We start from the raw sequence: 19,161 nt of genomic DNA on the forward strand, positions 1-19,161 counted from the left end.
CCGCGCGCTGCCAGCATTTCCGCCATGACGTTGACAGGAATCCTGGCGGCCGCGCTGATCGTCACCGGCGCGCCCGCCCTCCCCGCGGACGACGTCCGTGTCCACACCGGAGCGCTCGACGGCGCCCAGTACCGGGTCGAGGTGCCGCCGCACTGGAACGGCAAGTTGTTGTTGTACAACCACGGGATCTACCCGCCGGGCTATGTTCCCGAGGAGATCGAACTCGCCAACCGGCCGGAGGCGAAACCGGTCCTCCTCGGCGAGGGGTACGCGCTGGCCGCGTCGCTCTACAGCAAGCCGAACGGCTTCTCGGCCCGCGAAGCCGTTCACGACCAGACAGCGCTGCTGTCCTGGTTCGACCGCAACGTCGGCCGTCCGGCGCAGGTGCTCACCTGGGGAGCTTCCGGCGGCGGGCTCAACGCGGTCCTGCTGTCCGAACGGCTCCCGCAGCGGATCGACGGCGCGCTGGCGATGTGCGGTCCCGTCGCAGGCGGCTCCGCGTTGTTCGGTCAGGCGCTGGACCTGGGGTTCGCGGTCCGGACGCTGCTGGCGCCCGAACTGGAGGTCGTCCGCGTCGCCGACACGGGGGCGAACCTCGCGAAAGCCCATCAGGTGATCACGAAGGCCCTGGAATCACCCGATGGGCGAGCCCGGCTCGCCCTCGCCAACGCGTTCGCCGACGTCCCCGGCTGGTCGACGGCGCACCACCCTCGTCCCGCCGACGTCGCCGGGCAGATCCGCCAGCAGACGAAGTTCGTCGAGGCGGTTTACGACCAGCTGTCCTGGGGTGCCCATCGGGCCGATCTGGAGGCGCAGGCCGGCGGGAACCCGACCGGGAACACCGGAGTGGACTACCGCGGCCTGCTCGCGCGGTCGAGTGAACGTGACCTCGTGAACCAGGCTTACCGCGACGCGGGCCTGGACCTCGGCGCCGATCTCGCCAAGCTCGCGGCCGCGCCCCGCGTCAAGGCCGACACCGTCGCCGCCCGATGGCTCGCCCGCACCGGGACGCCGACCGGGCAGGGGCGTCAGCCCGTCGTCACCCTGCACCCGATCGGTGACGGCGTCGCACCCGAACACGAGCGGACCTATGGCGACCGCGTCGATCCCGGCCGGATCCGTCAGCTGTTCGTGAACCGGGGCGGGCACTGCCAGCACACCGCCGCCGAGGAACTGACGGCGTTGCGAGTGTTGCGGGACCGCGTCGAGACCGGCCGCTGGCCGTCGACGTCACCGGAACGGCTGAACGCCGAGGCGAACCGGTTCGCGCCGGAACTCCGTTTCCTTTACGACTGGCTGCACGGTGAGCCGGGTACCGCCGCCCCCGCTTTCCGGCGGTATCACCCGGCCCCGTTGCCCCGTCCGGCTTGACGCCTCAGCCGTCGACGGGATGGCTCGCCTGGAAGGCCAGCCTCCCGTCGGCGGCCGCCGCGATCCGGTCGAGCAGGTCGTCCAGCGTCAGGAAGACCTCCCACGGTGGCTGTCCACTCGCGACGGCCAGCCGGTCGACCAGCAGCTGTTCGAGATCGGTGACCCGCTTCGCCTTCCACACCTTGTCCGCGATGCTCACGAGCAGATCTTCGATGCCGACGTCTGCACCCCAGGCGGCGTGTGTCCGCGCGAACCGGGCCCGGTTCGCGTCGATTCCTTGGGAGACAAGGAGTTCGTAGCCTGCTTGCTCATGCGCGGAGCCGGGACCGGACAGTTCTTCGCGGTGGATCGTCTTTCCGATGTCGTGCACGGCCGCGCCGAACAAGGCCGCTTCGCGGTCGAAGCCCACTTCCGGATGATGTTTCTCCAGCCAGTCAGCCAGTGACCAGGCCACGTCGTGGACCGCGCGCAGATGCGCGGCCAGCCGCGGGGGAGCGGCCAGTTCCTCCAGTAGTTCGCTCACTTCGTCCGGCAGGGGGCGGAGCGGCGGCTCGCCGGTGTCGGTCAAGGCGCGGCGCAAGGCTGACGAGGGCATGACGTCCAGAATGACAGAAACCGCCGCTCATTCCCCGTGGTAGCGCACGCCGGTGCGCTTGAGGACGACCCAGCGCTCGCCGGGCCGGTCCGCGACGACCGGATACCACCGTGGCGCGACCGCGGCGGTCAGCTCGTCACCCCGGTCGATCAGCGAACTCACCGCGGGTTCACCCACCACGATGAGCGCGGACCAGTCGACGTGCGCCAGCAGGTCGTCCTCGGTGATCCCGAACCGTTCATCCAGGACGGTGACCAGGTCGTGCCCGGTGTCCGGACCGGACTGGACTTCTTCGACGTCGGGAACTTCGTCGATGTCAGAGTCGGCTTCTTCGAACTCGTCGTCTTCGTCCTCATCTTCGTCGTCACGTTGTTCGGACCACACGTGATGGTCGAGCCGCGAGATGGCGTTGCTCAGATCGAAGGCCTGCTCGTCGCTCATGCACAGGGTCACGGTGTGCCCGTCGGTCAGCGTGAACGTCAGTTCCGCCTCCGGGTAGCCACTGGTGCCGGGCTCCGCCTCGACCATGCCCGCCACGGTCCCCGCCAGCGCTGTGGGCGCCGGGCTCGTGTGCCAGTCCAGTGACGGCAGGTTCGCGGCCATCTCCAGGACGCAGGTCGCGGCGGTCCAGAACGCCTCCTTGTCCCGGAAGTCCTTGCGGCTGCCGGTCAGGGTCCGGCCGCCGCCGAGCGGTTCGGTGCGGGCGTCCACCCGGCCCCGGCCGGTCCCGTTCTCCCAGGTCGCGGTGACCGTGACCCGGTTGGCCAAGCGTTTGCGGTAGTTCTCGATGTGGCCCTCCCTGGCGAGTTCCCAGCCGTTCACCGTCTCGGGCCAAGCGTCGTTCACTGCGGGTTTTCCTTTCCGGTGCGGGGATTCCCGGTCTCGGACGTGACAGGTCCGGTGATCGTTCCCACCTCGCTTGACAACCGCCGTGGGACCCGGTCTACTGGAGATATCGAACAAGCGTTCGAAGTGCCGCCTTCCCCGTGGCGCGTCCAGTTCCGTCCATAAAAGACGGTCTAGGTGTCGTGGGGAGGCGAGGTCCGGTGACAGCGGAGGTGGTCGAGGCACGGGCCTTGCCGTTGGCGAGGCTGGCGGCTTTGCCAGGAGTGAGCACGGCCAGTGGCGTGGCTTCCGAGGCCGAACACGCGAGGACGACGGGAAGGGTGCTCCCGGTGTCCCCGGCGTTGTCCGGTCTGCTGCCCGCCGCGGGGCTCCGGCGCGGGAGCACCGTTTCGGTGCTGGGGTCCACGTCACTGATGCTCACCCTGCTGGCCGCCGCGACCGCCGGCGGTGCGTGGGCGGTCGCGGTCGGCCTGCCCGCGCTCGGGGTGGTCGCCGCCGCGGAACTCGGGGTCGAGGTGGGCAGGCTGGCGCTGGTCCCCCGTCCCGGTGCCGAGTTCCCGGCGGTGACCGCGGCCTTGCTCGACGGCTTCGATCTCGTGGTCGTCGGTCCGGGGCTCGCCCGGCCCGACGTGGCGAGACGGCTGTCCGCCCGTGCCCGCAACCGTGGCTCGGTGCTGCTCTCACTGGGTTCCTGGCCCGGTGCGGAGGTCGAACTGAGCTGCCGTCGCTCGCGCTGGACGGGTTTCACCGGTGACGGCGCGGGCTACCTGCGCGCTCGTGAGGTGGAGGTACGGACGGGTGGCCGGGGTGCGGCCGCCCGGCCGATGTCGGTGTCGCTGCGGTTTCCCGGTGAAGGCGAGGTCCAGCGGGTCGGCTTTCCCGCGGCGAGGTGGGGGACGGCGTGAACCTGCCTGTACGCATGCTGGTGCTGTGGTGCCCGGACTGGCCCGCGGTCGCCGCCGCGGCCGTCGCGGGGGAGGCCGTCGGCCGCCCGGCGGCGGTCTTCTCGGCGAACCGTGTGGTCGCCTGCACCGCGGTGGCCAGAGGGTACGGCGTCCGCCGCGGGATGCGGCGGCGCGAGGCCCAGTCCTGCTGCCCGGAGCTGGCGGTCTTCGGTGAGGACGACGGTCGTGACGCCCGGCTCTTCGAATCCGTCGCACGGGCGGTGGAGGAGCTGGCCGTCGGGGTCGAGGTGGTGCGGCCGGGGATCGTCGCCGTCCCGGTCGGCGGCGCGGCCGGGTATTTCGGCGGTGAGCACGGCCTCCTCGAAAGGCTGGTGGACGAGGTGTCCGTGGCGGCGGGGGTGGAATGCCAGGTCGGCGTCGCCGAAGGACTGTTCGCCGCGACGCTCGCCGCCCGTCGTTCGACGCTGGTCGGGCCCGGTGAGACGGCGGAGTTCCTGGCCCCGCTGCCCATCCGCGAACTCGACCAGCCCGAAGCCGGCCGAACCGAGCTGGTCACCTTGCTCAAGCAGCTCGGCCTTCGCACGCTGGGCGCCTTCGCGGCGCTTGACGAAAGCGACGTCTCAGCGCGTTTCGGAATGGAAGGAGTGCTCGCCCACAGGCTGGCACGAGGGCGGTCCGAACGGCCGCCGTCACGTCGTCGTCCGCCGCCCGAACTCTCGCTCGCGAAGACGTTCGATCCGCCGATCGACAGGGTCGACGCCGCCGCGTTCGTGGCGAAAGGGCTCGGCGAACGCTTCCACGCCGGGCTCTCCGCGCACGGACTGGCCTGCACCCGCCTCGGCATCTACGCCACCACCGAGACCGGCGAACAACTCGGCCGGGTATGGCGCTGCGCCGAACCGCTGACCCCGCTCGGCGTCGCGGACAGGGTGCGCTGGCAGTTCGAAGGCTGGCTGAAGGTCCGGGACACCTCGGCGCGGCCGCGATCCGGCGTCGTCCGGCTGCGGCTGGAGCCGGAGGAGACCGTGGAAGGCCGGTCGCTGCAACTCGGGTTGTGGCGACCGGGCGCGGCGGGCGTCCTGCGGCCGTCCACCGAGGACGAAGGCGTGTCCGGGGAGCGAGCCGGTCGCGCCCTGGTCCGGGTGCAGGGGTTGCTCGGCCCGGAGAGCGTCTTCACCGCGGTGCTCGACGGCGGCCGTGATCCCGTCGAGCGCGTCCGGCTGGTGCCGTGGGGCGACAGGCGGGAGAAGTCGGCGCAGGCGGACGCGAACTGGGCGGGGAGGCTTCCGTCGCCTTCCCCGGCGACGGTGTTCGCCCGGCCGGTGCCCGCCCAGGTACTGGACGGGAACGGGCGCGTCGTGGAGATCACCGCGCGCCGGCGGGTCACCGCCGCGCCGTTCCTCGTGAGCTTCGAGGGAGACGAGCCGCGTGAGGTTCTCGCCTGGGCAGGGCCGTGGCTGGTCGGTGTCCGGGCGGGCTCCGGTCACGCGCGGTCGGGGACCCGGATCCGGTTGCAGGTGCTGCTGGCCGACGGGAACGAAGACGAAGAGGCGGTGCTGCTCCGCTTCGAGCACCACGGGAATCCGATGTGGACACTGGAAGGGAAGTACGACTGAACATGGACGAGGAGTACACGCGGCTGGTGCGGCGCTGGCTGGAAGAACCAGCCATCCCGGTGCAGCGCGCGGAGTTGGACACGGCTTGGGCGGCGTGCGTCCCTCGCGCGGAAGTTTTCGTCCCCGCGCCGAGACGCTCGGCCGAGAACCGGTGACCCGATGGGCTGGAACAATCCTCCGCGGCCGTGGAAGGATCTCGCCCGCGAGCTCGCGGGCGAGGTCCAGCCCGGCGACGGCGGTGACAGCCCCGCGTGGAGTGCCAAACGGGAGGGCTATCAGCGGCCCCCGGATCTGACGGGACAGCTCGGCGGAGACGACGGGGCCACCGCGCGCCGGGTGCCGTACGCCGAACTGCACTGCCATTCGAACTTCAGCTTCCTCGACGGGGCGAGTCATCCCGAGGAACTGGTGGAGGAGGCCGCGCGGCTGGGGCTGGACGCGATCGCGCTCACCGATCACGACGGCATGTACGGCGTGGTGCGCTTCGCCGAAGCGGCCAGGGAGCTGGGCGTGCACACCGTCTTCGGCACGGAGCTCAGCTTCGGCCTGTCCGGACCGCAGAACGGATTCGCCGATCCCGAGGGCGAGCACCTTCTCCTGCTGGCCAAGCAACAGGACGGCTACCTGAGTCTGAACCGCGCGATCACCGCGGGCCGGCTGCACGGCTTCGACAGGGAGTCGTTGTCGCCCAAGGAAAGGGCGGAGAAGGGCAGGCCCGTCTACGACCTGCGCGCGGTCGCCGAAGAGGTCGACGGGAAGTGTGTCGTGCTCACCGGCTGCCGCAAGGGCGCGGTGCGCAAGGCGCTGGTCACCGGCGGTCCCGCCGCGGCCGTCGAGAGACTGAAAGAACTCATCGACTGCTTCGGCCGGGAAAACGTCTACGTCGAACTCATCGACCACAGTCTCCCTCTCGACAGCACGCACAACGACCTGCTGAGCGAGATGGCCCAGGAGTTCGGGCTCCCGACGGTGGCGACCACGGCCGCGCACTACGCCCGGCCGGAGCGGGCCCCGCTCGCCGACGCGCTCAGCGCCATCCGCGCCCGGCGCGGGCTGGAGGACATGGAGGGCTGGCTGCCCGCCGCGGGGACGGCGTTCCTGCGGTCGGGGGAGGAGATGGCCGAGATCTTCAAGCGGTACCCCGGCGCGGTGCAGCGGGCGGCGCTGCTCGGCCGGGAGTGCGCGTTCGAGCTGCACCACATCGAGCCGAAGCTGCCGCCGTTCGAGGTGCCGAAGGGGCACACCGAGGCGTCCTACTTGAAGGAGCTCACCCTTGAGGGCGCGAAGGAGCACGAGAAGAACAAGTCTCCCGAGTACCGCCGAAAAGCCCGGAAGCTGATCGTCCACGAACTGGAGATCATCGAAAAGCTGGGTTTCCCCGGCTACTTCCTGATCGTCTGGGACATCGTCCGGTTCTGCCGGGACAACGACATCCTCTGCCAGGGCAGGGGTTCGGCCGCGAATTCGGCGGTCTGTTACGCGCTCGGCATCACCAAGGTCGACGCCGTGCGCTACGGCCTGCTCTTCGAACGGTTCCTCGCCCCGGATCGCGACGGCTACCCGGACATCGACCTCGACATCGAATCCGATCGTCGTGAGGAGGCGATCCAGTACGTCTACGGGAAATACGGGCGGTTGAACACCGCGCAGGTGGCGAACGTGATCACCTACCGGGCGCGGTCCGCGGTCCGGGACGCGGCGCGGGCGCTGGGGTACTCGCCCGGCCAGCAGGACGCGTGGAGCAAGCAGATCGACCGCTGGGGCGCGTTGCGGGCCACGGAGAAGGACCACGACCACGACATTCCGGAAGAGGTCGTGGAACTCGCTTGCGCGCTCGAAGACTTCCCCCGGCACCTCGGTATCCATTCCGGCGGGATGGTGATCTGCGAACAGCCGGTGAGTGAAGTGGTGCCGATCGAATGGGCCCGGATGGAGAACCGCAGTGTCGTGCAGTGGGAGAAGGACGACTGCGCCGCCGCGGGATTGGTCAAATTCGATCTGCTCGGGCTCGGGATGTTGTCGGCCCTGAACTATATGATCGACCTTGTACGCGACCACAAAGGGGAAGAGGTCGACATCTCCGAATTGGATCTCAAGGACCAGAACGTCTACGAAATGCTCTGCCGGGCGGACGCGATCGGCGTCTTCCAGGTGGAGAGCCGCGCGCAGCTGGCCACGCTGCCTCGTTTGCGCCCCAGGAAGTTCTACGATCTGGCGGTCGAGGTCGCGCTCATCCGGCCCGGCCCGATCCAGGGTGGTTCGGTGCATCCCTACATCCGGCGCAAGAACGGCCAGGAGAAATGGGATTTCGACCATCCGAAACTGGCCAAAGCGCTGGGAAAGACCCTCGGTGTCCCGTTGTTCCAGGAACAGATGATGCAGATCGCGCTCGACGTCGCCGATTTCACCCCGGCGGAAGCGGACCGGTTACGGCACGCCATGGGCGCCAAACGTTCCGAACAGAAGATGGAACGGCTCAAACGGCGTTTCCTCGAAGGAGCCGCGAAGAACGACATCGAGGGAGAGCTCGCGGAGAAGATCTTCGGCAAGCTCAAGGCGTTCGCGAATTTCGGCTTCCCGGAGAGTCACGCCCTGAGTTTCGCTCTGCTGGTGTTCGCGAGCGCGTACTTCAAGTACTACCACCCGGACGCGTTCCTGGCTGGTTTGCTGCGTGCCCAGCCGATGGGGTTCTACTCGCCGCAGTCGCTGGTCGCCGACGCGCGGCGGCACGGGGTGCGCGTGCTCGGCCCGGACATCAACGCGAGCCTCCCGCACGCGACGCTGGAACCCTTGCCGGCAGGGGGAGAGCTGCTCGCCGTGCGGGGCGGCCTGTCCACCGTGCGGATGATCGGCGAGAACCTGGCGAAGGAGATCGTCGGGGAACGGGACCGCGCCGGTCCGTTCGCGGATCTGCCCGAGGTCGCGCGGCGGGTGCGGCTGACCACGCCGCAGGTCGAGGCGCTGGCCGCGGCGGGCGCGTTCGGTTGTTTCGGCGAGAGCAGGCGGAGCGCGCTCTGGGCGGCGGGCGCGGTCGCCGACGAAAGCCTGGACAAACTGCCGGGCCTCACCACCGGGGTCAAGGCGCCGATGCTGCCGGGGATGGACGAAATCGACGTCGCGGCCGCGGACGTCTGGGCCACCGGGGTGTCGCCGGACAGCTTCCCGACCCAGTTCATCCGGGAGAACCTCGACGAACTCGGGGTCGTCACGGCGGAGCGCCTGCGTGAGGTCCCGCACGGCACGCGGGTGCTGACCGGCGGCGCGGTGACCCATCGCCAGCGGCCGGCGACCGCGGGCGGCGTCACCTTCATGAACCTCGAAGACGAGACGGGGATGATCAACGTCATCTGCACGATGGGTGTGTGGCAGCGCTACCACCGGGTCGCCCGCGGCAGCCCCGCGTTGCTGGTCCGCGGCGTGGTCGAGCGCACCGGCGAGGTGGTGAACGTCCTCGCCGAACAGATCCGGCACCTGCCGCTGCGGATCACCGCCAAGTCCCGTGACTTCCACTGATTCCCCTTGACGATCACCCGGAGGCCGTGCTGAAGTGCTTCCAGCGTCGCAGTGCACCCGGCAAAGAGACCGTCGCGGGCATGGAGGCGCCGGACCATGGGAAATCATGGAAACCCCCTCTCGAACGGACGGCCGGTTGACGGCGTTCGGAAATCAACTCATTCAGGTTCATCAGTGGCTGCGTAAAGAACTGGCCAGGCTGCACGACGACCTCGGGTCGGTCGCGGCAGGGCGGGCCGAGCGGCTGCGCGATCTCAGAGCGCACTGCCTCACCTTCTGCTCGGCGCTGACCAGGCATCACACCGGCGAGGACGGCGGTGCTTTCCTCGTGCTGGCGGAGAAATTCCCCGAACTGCGGCCGGTGCTCGAAGAACTCGCGCATGACCACGACATCGTCACCGGGATCCTCGAACGGCTCGAACAACTCGTCGCCGAGGTCGGCCCGGAGTCGAGCCAGGCCGAGATCCTTTATGTGCAGCGGGAACTCGACGGGCTCACGGCGATCATGGAGACGCATTTCCGCTATGAGGAGAAGCGGATCGTCGAGGCGCTCAACTCACTGGACATGCCGGAGTGGCGGGAGACGAAGCCGTCTTTCCTGCTGAAGAACCATTAGGACACGATCTGTCCTATACGGGTTCTAGCGTTCTTCTCATCGCACCAAGACGACTGAGGAGAACTCCGATGACCAACCCGATCCCCGACGGCTACAACTCGGTCACCCCGTGGATCATCTCGCACGACACCGCGGGCGTGATCGACTTCCTCAAGCGCGTTTTCGACGCCGAGCCGCTGGGCGATCCGGTGTACGTCGAAGGCGGGAAGATCGGGCACGCCGAGGTCCGGATCGGCGATTCGGTCGTCATGCTGTTCGACGCGCAGGACGACTGGATCGACACCCCGGCGTATCTGCGGCTCTACGTCGAGGACAGCGTGGAGACGCAGCGCCGGGCCGTCGAGGCGGGCGCCGAAGAGGTCACCAGGCAGACCGAACTCTTCTTCGGCGACCGTGTCGGCCGGGTCCGCGACCCGTTCGGCAACCTGTGGTGGATCCAGACCCGGCTCGTCGACCTCGACTTCCCGGAGATGGAACGCCGTATGAACGATCCGAAGTTCATCGAGGCCATGCGGTACGTGTCGGGTTCGAAGATCATCCCGAGCCGCTGAATTCGGTAGGGTGGTGTTCGCGACGCGGAGGTGAGCCGGTGGATCACCACCCACTCCGGGGCAACCCCGGAGAGCACGAAGACAGCAAGACGAGGCGCCCCGCGCGAGAGCGGCATGCTTCGCGTGCGGGTTCGCGCGGATGACAGGAGAAAGAGTCACCTCCGCGTCGCTTCTCGGGCCGATGCCGGTCTGGCGGTGGCAGGTCGCCCGCTGGACGACGTTCGACGAGTGTGCCGCCGCGCTCGACCTGACGCCGGGTGAACTCTCGTGGTTCGCCGACTCGCGGGGCTGGAACCGGCGCGCGGCCGATCCGGTCCGGCACTACGGCTATCGCTGGATCCCGACGGCGTCCGGCGGGGTGCGGCTCATCGAACGGCCGAAACCGCGGATCGCCGAACTGCAGCGCCGGATCCTGCGGCACGTCGTCGAGGCGCTGCCGGTGCACGAAGCCGCGCATGGGTTCCGGCGCGGACGTTCACCCCTGACCTGCGCCGCGCCGCACGCCGGGCGGGAGACCGTGGTCAGGATGGACCTCGAAGGGTTCTTCCCGGCGGTGTCCGCGCGTCGGATCTCGGCGCTGCTCGCGCTCGCCGGTTACCCGCCGGCCGTGGCGGAGGCGCTGGCGGGCGTGCTCACCACGGCCGTTCCGCCCGATGTCCTCGCCGCCGCGCCCGGCGGGCGACGGGATCCGGCCAGGGCGCGGCTGCTGAACAACCTGGCGGCCACGCACCTGCCACAGGGCGCGCCGTCCTCACCCGCGGTCGCGAACGCTGTCACGCACCACCTGGACCGGCGGCTCGACGGCCTCGCGCGAGTGCTGGGCGCGGCGTACACGCGCTATGCCGACGATCTGGCGTTCTCCGGGGATTCCCTGCCGCTGCACCGGTTGCTGCCCGGTGTCCGGCGGATCGTGACCGACGAGGGTTTCCGCCTGCGGGACGACAAGACGTCGGTCGCCGCCGCGCACCAGCGGCAACGGGTCGCGGGCCTGGTGGTCAACAGCGCGCCCGCCGCGACGCGCGCCGACTACGACGCTCTGCGCGCGCTGCTCCACAACTGTGTCCGGACCGGCCCGGAGGCGCAGAACCGGGCCGCCCATCCGGATTTCCGTGCTCATCTGCTCGGGCGGATCGGCTGGATCGCCGCGTCTTCGCAGGCACGGGCGGCGAAGCTGCGCGCGTTGTTCGACGGGATCGTCTGGCCTGGAGCGGGTGTGCGATCCTGAACGGGTGATCGAGACCGCCGAAGACTATCGAGAAGCCGTCCTTTCCCAGCAATGGTGGGAAAAACGCAGTTTCGTCGGCTGTGACTTCACCGAAGCCGATCTGCGGGGCCTGCGCACCCAAGGGTGCACGTTCGACCAGTGCGACTTCACCAAGGTCGACTTCGAGGGCTCGCGCCACGAAGCGTCGGCGTTCCGCTCGTGCACCTTCGACCGCAGTGTGCTCGCCGGTACCCGGTGGAGTTCCTGCTCGATGCTCGGATCGTCCTTTGTGGACTGCCGGTTCCAGAAGATCGCTTTCACCGAATGTGATCTTTCGCTGGTGTCACTGAGCCGGAACCGTCTGTCCAAAGTGGATCTTTCCGGGCTGCGGCTGCGCGAGGCCAACCTGACGGAGGCGGACCTCACCGGCGCCGACCTGCGCGGCGCCGACCTCACCGGTGCCCGGCTGGCCGGCGCGAAACTCGAGGGTGCCGACCTGCGGGGCGCGCGGATCGACGCCAACGGCCTGGTGCAGGCGAACCTCTCGGGTGTGCACGTGGACACCGAGACCGCGATCGCCTACGCCGCCGCGCACGGCCTCGTCATCCACTGACCCGCGTACGACGAAGGGGCCTTTCCTCGCGAAATTCGCGGTGAAAGGCCCCTTCGGTGCGGAACGGACTAGTCGATCGGCGGTTCGCCAGGGTCCAGTTCGATGAGGTCGCCCTCGGCGAGCAGCTCCTCGATGGACGCCGGCAGCAGGTACGCCGACCCGCCACCCGGCTGGTTGAACCACGGGATCGCGACACCGGCGAGAGCCTCGAGCGGCCGCTGCACGCGATACACGTGGTACGGCCGGTTCACCCACTCCGGCACGAGCGAGCGCTCCTCGAACGGTGTCCCGGCCGCGTAGGTCAGGTTGCCGTTCGGGCCGCCGAAGCGGTCCAGTTCACTGCCCGCGGGCAGCTCACGCAGTTCCTTGCCGCGGAACAGCGTCAGCGGCGGCTCGCCGTTGAGCGGCGAGATCGGCCAGTTCTGCTTGGCGTCCGGAGGCCCGGCGTTCGCCGCGGCAGGCGGGCGCGCCGGTTCCTCGCGCCGCATCGGCGGCGGGGCCACCGGCGGTTCGCGGCGCGGCGGCGCTGGCGGCGGCGGGCTCGCCAGCACCGGGTTCGGCCGCACCGGGGGCGCGGGCGGGACCGGTGCGGGGGCGGGCTCGTCGTCCAGATCGTCCCCGAGCAGCTCCTCGGCCGTCGTGAACGCCGTCTGCTCCTGCGCCGGGATCGACTCCCGCGGGGGCACCGGATGCGAACCGGTCGCGATCTCGGGGGACAGCGTCGCCAGCACGGGCCGCGCCGGAACGGGTTCCTCGACAGGCGGTTCTTCGGCGGCGGGTTCCTCGTCGAAGGCCTGCTCATCCGCGGGCGGAGCGCCGTTCGGGTTCAGCAGGACCTTGCCGAGCATGAACGCGGCCGCGTCCTCGGCGTCGCCGAACACCGCCGGGTTGGTCAGCTTCCCGTCGTACCAGCCGACCCGCCAGCCGCCGCCGTCGACCTGCTCGACGCTCCAGCCGTGGTCGGCGGGAGCCCCGATGCGATAGACGTCGTCGGGCACGTCGAGGTCGTCGAACTTCGACTGCAGTTCGTTCAGCACGGGCACGGGGTGCTCGACGCGGCGCGGGGCCTCCTCGCGCTCCGGCTCCGGGCGGGGCACGGGGGCGGTAGCAAAGGTCCCCCGCTCCTGCGGCGGGGCGTCGACCTGCGTGACCTCGGAGTCCGACGGCGGGGGCACGTTCGGCTCCGCGTCGTGCGTCAGGAGAGGCAGTTCGGGACCGGCGTCGGCCTGCTCGACCGGCGTGTAACCGGCGGTCGTCTCTTCCTCGGGGGGCGCGTACGGCTGGTTCTCTTCGGCGCGGGTGTACGCGTCCCGCTCTTCCTCGTGCGGCTGCTCGTAGGCGTCGACCTGCGCGGGCCGCGCGTACGTGGTGGCCTCCGGGTCGGCGGCCTGCGGCTCCGGTTCGGGCTCGGCACGCTGGTGCGGCGCTTCGTCCTGCCGCTCCTGGTCGGCGTAGACGTCCTGTTCGGACTCGTGGAACTGCGCCTCGTCGTGCGCGTACTGGTCTTCGTAGCCGTCTTCGTACCGCTGCTCGGCGGCGGCTTCGTGGAAGTCCTGCGCCTGGTAGTCCTGGGTGTCGTAGTCCTCTTCGTACCGCTGGGCCTGCTCGGCCTGATCCGGAAGCGTGGACTCGGCGGCGGGAACGGCCGCCGCGGCGGCGACCGGTGCGGCCGCCGCGGCCGCTGCCACGGCGGGGTCCGGGCCCTGCTGATGCGGCGGCGGGACGGGCGGCTGAGCGGCCTGGTTCGGACCAGGGCCCGCGGGACCCTGAGGTCCGGGCTGGTTGACCGGGGCCTGCTGCTGCGGCGGCACGGGGCCGTTCTGCGGCGGGCCCTGCGGAGGCGGGCCCACGGGGCCGCCGTTGGGGCCACCCGGTCCGGCCGGGCCGTTGGGGCGCTGCTGCTGCGGCTGATTCCCCCGCGTGAGGTACCCCGCCGCGGCCTGCAGCGTCGGGGCGTCGACCTCGGGCAGCGCGAAGTCGTTCTGCCGGACGTGGTCGATCAGGTCGAGTTCCGGTGAGACGCCGTATTCACGCAGGTAGAAGTTCACGGCGGCGGGCCAGATCCACTGCCCGTCACTGTGGAAGGCGACCGGGACGGTGGCCTCGGGGGTCTGCGCGAGCCTGTCGATGTCGTAGCCGCGTTCGGTGACCACCAGCGGCGCGTGGTCGAGGTACTCGAGCAGCCTGTCCTGCTCCTCGATCTCCAGGTCGGGCCGGTTGATCACCGGACGCCCGGCCGGGCCGATGGTGTCGAAGATGCGGGCGATGCGGAAATGCGGCCCAGGCTGCTCCGGGCCGAGGCCGGACATGCGCCGGATCAGCCATTCGGGCACATTCTCCTCGGAACGGGGGAACATGCGCAGCTCGTCCGAGAGCGCCTGCGGAGGCGGCGCGAGGCGCCACTGGGGCTCGTCGCGGTTGTACTCGAGGTTGTAGCTGGACGGGTGGTCTAGCTGGTAACGCGCGTTGAACCAGGTGCCGCGGCCGTCGCGGTACATCCCGGCACGGAGCCTGCCGAACAGCGTCGCGATGTCATGCGTCGCGACCCACTCGTGCGAGGTGCCGTCCTCGGTGATGATCTCGCCGGTCATCTCGTGGTACCTGCCGACGGCTCGGTACTCGGCGGTCACCTTCCGCCAATCGCGCGGCGCGGCCCGCAGCAGGGCGAGGCCGATCTGTTTGACCAGGGTGTCCTGCTCGGTCGCGTTCAACTGAGTCGTCGGTTGTGCCACGGTCACATTTTGACCGTATCCGCGCTCGTGTGCACCCCGCATGTGGGTTTTGCCGCTCTTGACAATCCGGAAGATGCCCTGACCTGGTGCCTCGTCACTCACCCTGGATACTGAAAACGTGAACCGATTTGCCCGCGAGACCACAAAGGACGAGGACTGATGGCGGTGGCCGGACAGCGGCGTGACCGTGGGGCACTGCTCCATCACCTGCCGTTCCTGCTGGTGATGCTGGTGGTGGCCGTCGCCGCCCTGCGGATCGGCCAGTACCACTGGCGCCAGGGCGCCGTGCTGATCGGCGGGGCGTTGCTGCTCGCCGGCCTGCTCCGGGCGGCCCTGCCCGAGGCGAAGGCCGGGCTGCTGGCGATCCGGGGCAAGCCGGTCGACGTCCTGACCTACGGGGCGCTGTCCGTCTTGATCATGTTCATCGCCTTCACGATCACCGGTGGCCCACTGTCCTGAAGGGTCAGGAGGCCATGGCGGGGGTGAGCCGCGCTTCGCGGCGGTCCAGACCGCCGGACACCGCGGCCAGCGAGAGCCCCAGGACGGCCAGCGACGCACCCACCCAGTTGGGCGCGACCAGGCCGAGCCCGCCCGCGATCACCAGGCCGCCGAGGTAGGCGCCGATGGAGTTCGCGATGTTGAACGCCGACTGCACGGCGGCGGAGACCAGTGAAGGCGTCCCGCCCGCCTTCTCCATGATCCGGGCCTGCATCATCGGGCCGATCATGAACCCGGCGAGGCCGACGAAGAAGATCGTCACCGCCGCGCCGACCTTGCCGTTCGCGGTGAAGGTGAAGATCGCCAGTACCGTGGCCAGCCCGAACAGCGAGACGTAGAGACTCGGCATCAGCGCCTTGTCGGCGAGCCTGCCGCCGAGGTAGTTGCCGATCGTCATGCCGACCCCGGCGAGTGAGAGCAGCAGGGTGACGTTCGACGGCGAGTAGCCGGTGACGTCGGTCAGCATCGGCGCGATGTAGGACAGGCAGGCGAACACGCCGCCGAGGCCGAAGGTGACGATCGCGAGGGCGAGCCACACCTGCGGACGGCGGAAGGCGCCGAGTTCGCCGCGCAGCGACGGCTCGACCGGTTTGCCCTGGTGGGGGACCATTTTCGCGATCGCGGCCATGGCGAGCAGGCCGATCACGGCGACGACGCCGAAGGTCGCGCGCCAGCCGACCTTCTGGCCGAGCAGCGTCCCCAGCGGCACGCCGACCACGTTGGCCAGGGTCAGGCCCATGAACATCATCGAGACGGCCTTCGCGCGTTCGCCCGGCTTGGCCAGGCTGGACGCGACGACCGCGCCGGCACCGAAGAACGCGCCGTGCGGCAAGCCGGCGAGGAAGCGGAAGGCGACGCCGAACTCCTGGTTCGGCGAGAGCGCGAAGAGGGTGTTACCGAGCGTGAACAGCCCCATCATCGCCAGCAGCATGGTCTTGCGCGGCAGCCGGACGGCGGCGGCGGTGAGCAGCGGGGCGCCGACCACGACGCCGAGGGCGTACCCGGAGATGAGGTAGCCGGCCGACGGGATCGACACGCCGAAGTCGGCGGCGGCTTCGGGCAGCACGCCCATCATGACGAATTCGGTGGTCCCGATGCCGAAGGCACCGATGGCGAGCGCGAGCAGCGCGACGGGCACGGCTCTCCTTCCGGGGTGGTAAGTGAGTAAACGATTACTCGCCCAGCGTCGCGGATGGGGAGCTGAATCGATTTAGGTCTCGGACACAAAAGAAGACAGCGCGTGTGGCCTCGACGTCGACGAGCTGTCCGGCGTCCAGTTCAACGGATCAAGGGGCCCTTTGTCATCCCGGTTTCGGGTGAGGCTGCCCACCCTCAGCGGCGGGCGGCGAGCACTCCCTGGAGCAGTCCGGGGAAGAGCTCGTCGAGATCGTTGCGGCGCAAGGAGTTGTAGCGGGCGGTGCCCTGCTGGCGGCCCATGATGATGCCCGCTTCGCGCAGGGTGCGCAGGTGATGGGTGAGTGTGGACTTGGTCACGGCGACGTCGAAACCGCTGCACGAGATCTCGGTGCCGGGTTCGGCCAGCTGGCGGACCATGTCGAGCCGCACGGGGTCCGCCAGCGCGGCGAGGACCGCCTCGATCCGGATCTCGTCCTGATCGGGGTAGACGTACTGCTGAGCGGTCGCGGCCATCCGCCCATAGTACGACGCCTCTCGAACTTTCCGCGAGTTCGTAGTACGGTCTGCATCGAACTACGACAACCATCGAACAACGACCCCACGCCACTTTCGCGGGCTAATCGCGATCTGGCGGCAGCAGGGCGCCCAGGGGCCCCGGATCGACTTTCGCGGGCTAATCGCGATCTGGCTGCCACCGCGGAGCAGGCGTGAAAAGGGGTCTGGAGCTGGGGAGTCATGACTTTCGCACCACCCAGGACCGCGGTGCTGGCGCTGGGTACCTTCGCGGTCGGCACCAGTGGCTACGTGGTCGCCGGGCTGCTGCCCGCGCTGACCGGTGAGCTCGCGGTCTCCGAGACGGCCGCCGCCCAGCTGGTCACCGCCTTCGCCATCGCGTACGCGATCGGCTCGCCGTTGTTCGCCGCGGTCACGGGCCGCTGGGAACGGCGCTCGCTCCTGGTCGCCGCCCTCGTCGTCACCGCCATCGGCAACGCTCTCGCCGCCCTCGCGCCCGGCTACGTGACCCTGCTCCTCGCCAGGGTCGTCACCGCGATCGGCGCGGCGGTCTTCACCCCGGCCGCGAGTGCCGTCGCCGCCGAACTCACCTCGCCGGAACGCCGGGGCCGCGCGGTCGCGCTCGTCTTCGGTGGCCTGACGGTCGCGACGATCCTGGGCGTCCCGCTCGGCAGCGTCCTCTCGCAGAGCGTCGGCTACCAGGCTGTCTTCGCGCTCGTCGCGGCCTTCTCGCTCCTCGGCGCCTTCGCGGTCCGGCTGGTCCTGCCCGCCGTCCCGGCGCCGCCTCCGGTCCGGCTGGCCGAACGGTTCACCGTCGCCAAGGACCCGCGTGTACTCGCCATGCTCGGCGCGACCGTGCTCGGCTGCCTCGCCGCGTTCTCCGTCTACACCTTCATCTCGCCGGTCCTGTCGGCCACGGCGGGCGTCCACGGCACGACGGTCAGCCTGCTGCTGTTCGTCTACGGCGCGGGCGGCGCGCTCGGCAACGTCCTCGGCGGGCGTGCGACCGACCGGTGGGGTGCGAGGGTGCCGCTGCTGGTCGTGTTCGGCGGGATCACGGTGGTGCTCGCGATGCTGCCGCTGGTGGCGACGAGCATCGCGGGCGCGGCCGTCGTGCTGTTCCTCTGGGGATTGGCCACCTGGTCGATCAACCCGCCGATCCAGCACCGGCTGATCGAGCTGTCCAGCCAGAACGCCGGGCTTCTCCTGTCGCTCAACGCGTCCGCGATCTACCTCGGCGTCGGCCTCTCCGGGCTGGTCGGAGGAGCCGTGCTCAGCGGCGGCGGGCCGCTCCTGCTGCCCGAGATCGCGGCGGTGCTGACCGCGATCGCCGCGGCCGTGGTCGTGGCAGGTTGGCGGAGCCGCGTGAGGCAGCCCGCCATGGCCGAGTGACGTCTATTCGGCGCGAGTCTGGACTACGCAGTCGGGGCCGGGGAAGACCAGCCCTTCGTGCCCGTCCGCGAACCGGACGAGATACGGCGGGCCGCCGTGTTCGCCGCGTACTTCGAGGATTTCGCCGCGCTGCTCGGCCGAGCCCACCGTGCGTCCGTGCACGTGGATCTCGTCTCCGACGGTCGCCTGCATGAGAACCACCTCCGACGCTTCAAGGTTAGGAGCGTCGGAGGTGATCCCGCTACAGCGTGGGCATGATCCTCGAAATCCTTGGAGGCACGGACGCTGTGGCCGCCGCACGGCGCGAATCCCGGAACCCTTTCGCCGATGCGGGCAGTCTCGTGTTGTGCAAAATGGCGGGCTTGCCGTGACCGTCGTCGATAGGCTGCCCGGATGACCGACGTGCTCGACACAGTGGCGGGGAAGAGCGGCGAATTGGTGCTCCGCCGGGCAGGAAACGACTTCGAGGTCATCGCCAACGGCGTCTTCCTGATGGACACCCGGAACGGGGAATCCGAACGGCTGCTCGTATCGGTGGCGGCAGACCTGGTGCCGGGCAAGGCGCGGATGCTGATCGGCGGCCTCGGTGTCGGTTATTCGCTGCGCGCCGCGCTGGACCACCCCGGTGTCGGTGAGGTCGTGGTCATCGAACGTGAACCCGCCGTGATCGGGTGGAACCGGGAAGGCCCGCTCAGGGACGTCCATGACGACGCCCTTTCCGACAAGCGGGTCACCGTCGTCGAGGCCGATCTGGTGAAATGGTTACGCCGGACGGAAGAACGGTTCGACGCGCTGTGCCTCGACATCGACAACGGTCCTGAATGGACGGTCACCGACGGCAACGCGAAGCTGTACCGGGAGGACGGGCTCGACATGCTCGCCGCGCGGCTGCGGCCCGGCGGCGTGCTCGCGGTGTGGAGCGCCGAGTCGGTGCCGTCGTTCGCGAAGCGGCTGAGAGCGCGGTTCGGTGAGGTGCGGGAGCTGAAGATCCCGGTGCCGCAAGGCGAACCGGACGTGCTGTGGTTCGCGCGGGTGTAGCGGACGCAGGCTGAAATGATC

At 69.8% G+C, this 19,161-nt stretch carries 18 protein-coding genes; 12 read left to right on the plus strand and 6 right to left on the minus strand.

Features of this window, described 5'->3' with window-relative positions:
* Nucleotides 1-24: 24 nt before the first annotated feature.
* The gene (locus AMYAL_RS0122015) at nucleotides 25-1,371 is read left to right on the plus strand and encodes a hypothetical protein (RefSeq protein ID WP_020633427.1); all 1,347 of its coding nucleotides are present in this window, start codon (nucleotides 25-27) and stop codon (nucleotides 1,369-1,371) included.
* A gap of 4 nt (nucleotides 1,372-1,375) precedes the next feature.
* On the opposite strand, the gene AMYAL_RS0122020 is transcribed toward AMYAL_RS0122015, so the two are convergent.
* Nucleotides 1,376-1,966 (minus strand): HD domain-containing protein, encoded by a 591-nt coding sequence (locus AMYAL_RS0122020; protein WP_026467325.1) that lies wholly within the window; start codon nucleotides 1,964-1,966, stop codon nucleotides 1,376-1,378.
* A 27-nt stretch (nucleotides 1,967-1,993) separates the two neighbouring features.
* Nucleotides 1,994-2,812 carry a hypothetical protein gene (locus AMYAL_RS0122025; protein ID WP_020633429.1) on the minus strand — a complete coding sequence of 273 codons (819 nt, stop codon included), beginning with the start codon at nucleotides 2,810-2,812 and terminating at the stop codon, nucleotides 1,994-1,996.
* Nucleotides 2,813-3,012: 200 nt separating this feature from the next.
* On the opposite strand from AMYAL_RS0122025, the gene AMYAL_RS0122030 reads away from it, so the two are divergent.
* The 8 genes from AMYAL_RS0122030 (at nucleotide 3,013) to AMYAL_RS0122065 (ending at nucleotide 11,830) form a co-directional block, all read left to right on the plus strand.
* Entirely contained in the window at nucleotides 3,013-3,717 is a 705-nt protein-coding gene (locus AMYAL_RS0122030; RefSeq protein WP_026467326.1) for a hypothetical protein, read from the plus strand.
* A gap of 14 nt (nucleotides 3,718-3,731) precedes the next feature.
* A complete protein-coding gene (locus tag AMYAL_RS0122035; protein WP_026467327.1) occupies nucleotides 3,732-5,333 on the plus strand; it encodes a DNA polymerase Y family protein in 1,602 nt (533 codons plus the stop codon).
* A 2-nt stretch (nucleotides 5,334-5,335) separates the two neighbouring features.
* On the plus strand, nucleotides 5,336-5,488 hold the full coding sequence (locus AMYAL_RS49920; RefSeq protein ID WP_020633432.1) for a hypothetical protein: 153 nt from the start codon (nucleotides 5,336-5,338) through the stop codon (nucleotides 5,486-5,488).
* A gap of 4 nt (nucleotides 5,489-5,492) precedes the next feature.
* A complete protein-coding gene (locus tag AMYAL_RS0122045; protein ID WP_020633433.1) occupies nucleotides 5,493-8,846 on the plus strand; it encodes an error-prone DNA polymerase in 3,354 nt (1,117 codons plus the stop codon).
* Between the two features lie 106 nt (nucleotides 8,847-8,952).
* Nucleotides 8,953-9,462, plus strand: a complete 510-nt coding sequence (locus AMYAL_RS0122050; protein WP_026467328.1) for a hemerythrin domain-containing protein — start codon at nucleotides 8,953-8,955, stop codon at nucleotides 9,460-9,462.
* A gap of 68 nt (nucleotides 9,463-9,530) precedes the next feature.
* Nucleotides 9,531-10,013: a VOC family protein gene (locus AMYAL_RS0122055; protein ID WP_020633435.1), complete on the plus strand. Its 483-nt coding sequence runs from the start codon at nucleotides 9,531-9,533 to the stop codon at nucleotides 10,011-10,013.
* Nucleotides 10,014-10,152: 139 nt separating this feature from the next.
* Complete coding sequence (locus AMYAL_RS0122060) at nucleotides 10,153-11,238, plus strand: reverse transcriptase family protein (RefSeq protein WP_026467329.1); 1,086 nt, start codon at nucleotides 10,153-10,155, stop codon at nucleotides 11,236-11,238.
* Nucleotides 11,239-11,242: 4 nt separating this feature from the next.
* Entirely contained in the window at nucleotides 11,243-11,830 is a 588-nt protein-coding gene (locus tag AMYAL_RS0122065; RefSeq protein WP_020633437.1) for a pentapeptide repeat-containing protein, read from the plus strand.
* A 68-nt stretch (nucleotides 11,831-11,898) separates the two neighbouring features.
* On the opposite strand, the gene AMYAL_RS0122070 is transcribed toward AMYAL_RS0122065, so the two are convergent.
* The gene (locus AMYAL_RS0122070) at nucleotides 11,899-14,568 is read right to left on the minus strand and encodes a TNT domain-containing protein (RefSeq protein WP_026467330.1); all 2,670 of its coding nucleotides are present in this window, start codon (nucleotides 14,566-14,568) and stop codon (nucleotides 11,899-11,901) included.
* 153 nt (nucleotides 14,569-14,721) lie between these two features.
* Here AMYAL_RS0122070 and AMYAL_RS0122075 point away from each other — a divergent pair, with 153 nt between their 5' ends.
* Entirely contained in the window at nucleotides 14,722-15,021 is a 300-nt protein-coding gene (locus AMYAL_RS0122075) for a DUF3017 domain-containing protein (RefSeq protein WP_020633439.1), read from the plus strand.
* Nucleotides 15,022-15,025: 4 nt separating this feature from the next.
* On the opposite strand, the gene AMYAL_RS0122080 is transcribed toward AMYAL_RS0122075, so the two are convergent.
* Together AMYAL_RS0122080 and AMYAL_RS0122085 are read right to left on the minus strand one after the other, a co-directional pair.
* Nucleotides 15,026-16,198, minus strand: a complete 1,173-nt coding sequence (locus tag AMYAL_RS0122080; RefSeq protein WP_020633440.1) for an MFS transporter — start codon at nucleotides 16,196-16,198, stop codon at nucleotides 15,026-15,028.
* A gap of 194 nt (nucleotides 16,199-16,392) precedes the next feature.
* Nucleotides 16,393-16,710: an ArsR/SmtB family transcription factor gene (locus AMYAL_RS0122085; protein ID WP_020633441.1), complete on the minus strand. Its 318-nt coding sequence runs from the start codon at nucleotides 16,708-16,710 to the stop codon at nucleotides 16,393-16,395.
* A 222-nt stretch (nucleotides 16,711-16,932) separates the two neighbouring features.
* On the opposite strand from AMYAL_RS0122085, the gene AMYAL_RS0122090 reads away from it, so the two are divergent.
* On the plus strand, nucleotides 16,933-18,102 hold the full coding sequence (locus AMYAL_RS0122090; RefSeq protein WP_020633442.1) for an MFS transporter: 1,170 nt from the start codon (nucleotides 16,933-16,935) through the stop codon (nucleotides 18,100-18,102).
* Nucleotides 18,103-18,105: 3 nt separating this feature from the next.
* Here the strand turns inward: AMYAL_RS0122090 and AMYAL_RS0122095 are convergent, their stop codons facing one another.
* Nucleotides 18,106-18,294 carry a DUF1918 domain-containing protein gene (locus AMYAL_RS0122095; RefSeq protein ID WP_020633443.1) on the minus strand — a complete coding sequence of 63 codons (189 nt, stop codon included), beginning with the start codon at nucleotides 18,292-18,294 and terminating at the stop codon, nucleotides 18,106-18,108.
* A gap of 201 nt (nucleotides 18,295-18,495) precedes the next feature.
* Between AMYAL_RS0122095 and AMYAL_RS0122100 the strand changes: the two genes are divergently transcribed.
* Nucleotides 18,496-19,140: a spermine/spermidine synthase domain-containing protein gene (locus AMYAL_RS0122100; protein ID WP_020633444.1), complete on the plus strand. Its 645-nt coding sequence runs from the start codon at nucleotides 18,496-18,498 to the stop codon at nucleotides 19,138-19,140.
* Nucleotides 19,141-19,161 lie beyond the last annotated feature (21 nt).

The organism is Amycolatopsis alba DSM 44262, from assembly GCF_000384215.1.
GTDB classification, from domain to species: Bacteria; Actinomycetota; Actinomycetes; order Mycobacteriales; family Pseudonocardiaceae; genus Amycolatopsis; species Amycolatopsis alba.

What these genes read in the sequence shown, in the direction of transcription:
- AMYAL_RS0122015 (WP_020633427.1), top strand. Translation starts at nt 25, where the DNA reads ATGACGTTGACAGGAATCCTGGCGGCCGCGCTGATCGTCACCGGCGCG.
- AMYAL_RS0122020 (WP_026467325.1), bottom strand. Translation starts at nt 1,966, where the DNA reads ATGCCCTCGTCAGCCTTGCGCCGCGCCTTGACCGACACCGGCGAGCCG.
- AMYAL_RS0122035 (WP_026467327.1), top strand. Translation starts at nt 3,732, where the DNA reads ATGCTGGTGCTGTGGTGCCCGGACTGGCCCGCGGTCGCCGCCGCGGCC.
- AMYAL_RS49920 (WP_020633432.1), top strand. Translation starts at nt 5,336, where the DNA reads ATGGACGAGGAGTACACGCGGCTGGTGCGGCGCTGGCTGGAAGAACCA.
- AMYAL_RS0122045 (WP_020633433.1), top strand. Translation starts at nt 5,493, where the DNA reads ATGGGCTGGAACAATCCTCCGCGGCCGTGGAAGGATCTCGCCCGCGAG.
- AMYAL_RS0122050 (WP_026467328.1), top strand. Translation starts at nt 8,953, where the DNA reads ATGGAAACCCCCTCTCGAACGGACGGCCGGTTGACGGCGTTCGGAAAT.
- AMYAL_RS0122055 (WP_020633435.1), top strand. Translation starts at nt 9,531, where the DNA reads ATGACCAACCCGATCCCCGACGGCTACAACTCGGTCACCCCGTGGATC.
- AMYAL_RS0122060 (WP_026467329.1), top strand. Translation starts at nt 10,153, where the DNA reads ATGACAGGAGAAAGAGTCACCTCCGCGTCGCTTCTCGGGCCGATGCCG.
- AMYAL_RS0122075 (WP_020633439.1), top strand. Translation starts at nt 14,722, where the DNA reads ATGGCGGTGGCCGGACAGCGGCGTGACCGTGGGGCACTGCTCCATCAC.
- AMYAL_RS0122085 (WP_020633441.1), bottom strand. Translation starts at nt 16,710, where the DNA reads ATGGCCGCGACCGCTCAGCAGTACGTCTACCCCGATCAGGACGAGATC.
- AMYAL_RS0122090 (WP_020633442.1), top strand. Translation starts at nt 16,933, where the DNA reads ATGACTTTCGCACCACCCAGGACCGCGGTGCTGGCGCTGGGTACCTTC.
- AMYAL_RS0122095 (WP_020633443.1), bottom strand. Translation starts at nt 18,294, where the DNA reads ATGCAGGCGACCGTCGGAGACGAGATCCACGTGCACGGACGCACGGTG.
- AMYAL_RS0122100 (WP_020633444.1), top strand. Translation starts at nt 18,496, where the DNA reads ATGACCGACGTGCTCGACACAGTGGCGGGGAAGAGCGGCGAATTGGTG.